Below are 1,930 nucleotides of genomic sequence, written 5' to 3' on the forward strand. Positions count from 1 at the left end.
AACAGATCTGTTTATGGTCGTGAGGCGATGTGTTCACGGCCGTTAGCCGTCTGTTATGTTCTTGCTTTTGCGAAGTTAATATCGTGTTTTCACGTTATTAACTTCGTGCGTACAAAGTATTTGTTTAATGAAAACACAATATTAATACCTTGAATTGGAGTTTTCAGTCATTTATGCAGAGTTATGTTAGTTGGTTCTTTTTCAGATAAATACCTTCTAAAAAAGAGCTTTTATGAAGTGGAAGCAAATTATGCTTCCACCTTTTTTGGTTGCTTCCACAGCATGGTTTGCTATTATGAATCAGCTGATTATAGATGACGGTGGTAGAGTGGAAGCAAGTTGATGAAAAAAAGCGTTAGTTGCCATCATGTGGGGAGTATATAATAATTTCAATGTTACTTGTGGGGTTACCATGCGTTTTTGCTATCTTTGCTCTGTAGAAACATTAAAAGCTGAACGCTTATGAAAGCATTACCTTATGGAATATCGGATTTCCCCCGCATCATGCGCGAGGATTACTACTATGTGGACAAGACCCGCTTCATCGAGGCGCTGGAACGGCAACCTCCCTACTTGTTCCTGATTCGTCCCCGCAGATTTGGTAAATCACTGTTTCTGGCCATGCTGGAAGCGTACTACAGCATCGACTATGCCGATCGATTTGAAGAACTGTTCGGAAAACTATATATCGGACAGCATCCGACAAAGTGGCATAACCGGTATATGGTTCTGCGCTTCAACTTCTCCGAAGTCAGTTCAAAACTGGAAACTGTGGAGCGTTCGTTCTGCGAATATTGCTGCATGGTGATGAAGAACTTCATCCTGAAGAATGAGCACTTGTTGGGCAACAGGGTATNCGAAGTCAGTTCAAAACTGGAAACTGTGGAGCGTTCGTTCTGCGAATATTGCTGCATGGTGATGAAGAACTTCATCCTGAAGAATGAGCACTTGTTGGGCAACAGGGTATGGGAAATTGTTAATCCTGACGAGACGAACCCTGAACAAATGCTGGCTGCCCTTAAAGAATACATCAGCCGCACGGATTGCCCGCGCATCTACCTGCTGATAGATGAATATGATAACTTCACCAATACCATCCTTTCTTCCTACGGTCAGGAACGCTATCGGGAGAAAACACATGGAGACGGGCTGATTCGTGGCTTTTTCAACAACGTGAAAGCCTCCACCTCCAATGCCGGTGCTGCAGTGGAGCGACTTTTCATTACGGGCGTCAGTCCCATAACGATGGACGATGTGACGAGTGGGTTCAATATCGGAACGAACATCAGCATGCTGCCACAATTCAACAACATTATCGGATTCAGTGAAGATGAAGTGCGGGAAATGATTACTTATTATAAGGATGAAGACGCACTGCCGGAGGACGTTACGGTGGAAGGACTGTTGGAGATTATGAAACCGTGGTATGATAATTACTGCTTCTCCCCTCAAAAGTTAGGAGAGCGGATGTACAATTCGGACATGACACTCTATTTCCTGAATAGTTACGTGCAGCAGCAGATGCCTCCTATATCGATGGTCGACAATAATATCCGTACAGACTATAACAAGCTCCGTCATCTGGTGCAGATAGATAAAACGTTCGGTGCGAATGCCTCTATCATCCAGCAGATTGTAGCGGAGGGCAGCACTACGGCACAAATTTCCACTTCCTTTCCGGCTGAAAAGATGACTGATACGGAGAATTTCAAGAGTTTATTATTCTACTTCGGAATGCTTTCTATACAAGGTACCGATTTCGGAAGTGCCGTTCTTGGCATTCCAAACTTGACTGTACGTGAACAGCTTTATACCTATTTAGTAGAAGCCTACCGCGAAGCAAATATGTTCGATTTGGATCTTTCTTCTTTCTCCGGTTTGGTGAAGAAGATGGCTCTCCGTGGCGAATGGGAGCCCGTCTTCCGCTTCT

General features: G+C 44.1%; 1 protein-coding gene. It reads left to right on the top strand.

Going from position 1 to position 1,930, the window contains the following annotated elements:
• Positions 1-462: 462 nt before the first annotated feature.
• Positions 463-1,930, top strand: a 1,468-nt coding sequence (locus AAE250_RS23475) for an ATP-binding protein (protein ID WP_342289500.1), incomplete at its 3' end; no start/stop codon positions are given.

It is taken from the genome of Bacteroides sp. GD17 (assembly GCF_038448625.1).
Classification (GTDB): Bacteria; Bacteroidota; Bacteroidia; order Bacteroidales; family Bacteroidaceae; genus Bacteroides.